The organism is Pseudoalteromonas sp. SG44-1 (genome assembly GCF_014164315.1).
Classification (GTDB): Bacteria; Pseudomonadota; Gammaproteobacteria; order Enterobacterales; family Alteromonadaceae; genus Pseudoalteromonas; species Pseudoalteromonas rhizosphaerae.
On the sequence record NZ_JACJEW010000317.1, the window covers coordinates 1 to 245 of the forward strand.

The 245-nt window shown below is 39.6% G+C and carries 1 pseudogene; it reads right to left on the bottom strand.

The window, feature by feature from the left end:
- A pseudogene (locus H5187_RS24275) lies at positions 1–215 on the bottom strand (DUF2931 domain-containing protein); the annotation flags it as partial.
- Positions 216–245 lie beyond the last annotated feature (30 nt).

Genomic DNA, 245 nt, shown 5'->3' on the forward strand with positions numbered 1-245 from the left:
ACACCACTTGTTTTACCGGCACTTTGCCAGCAACAACCAAGGCTCCCCATAGGAATACCCCAACTATTATCAAAAGTGATTGATTGCACCCAGATTTCATTACCCTTTTGTGTCGCACCGCCTGCAACCATGTAATCAATTGTTCCTGTTGACGAGCAACCTATTACAAATAATGTTAAAGCAAGTGTGATGAGTGATTTTATGAGCTTGTCCATAATCTATATCCATTTATTAATTGTGATTGC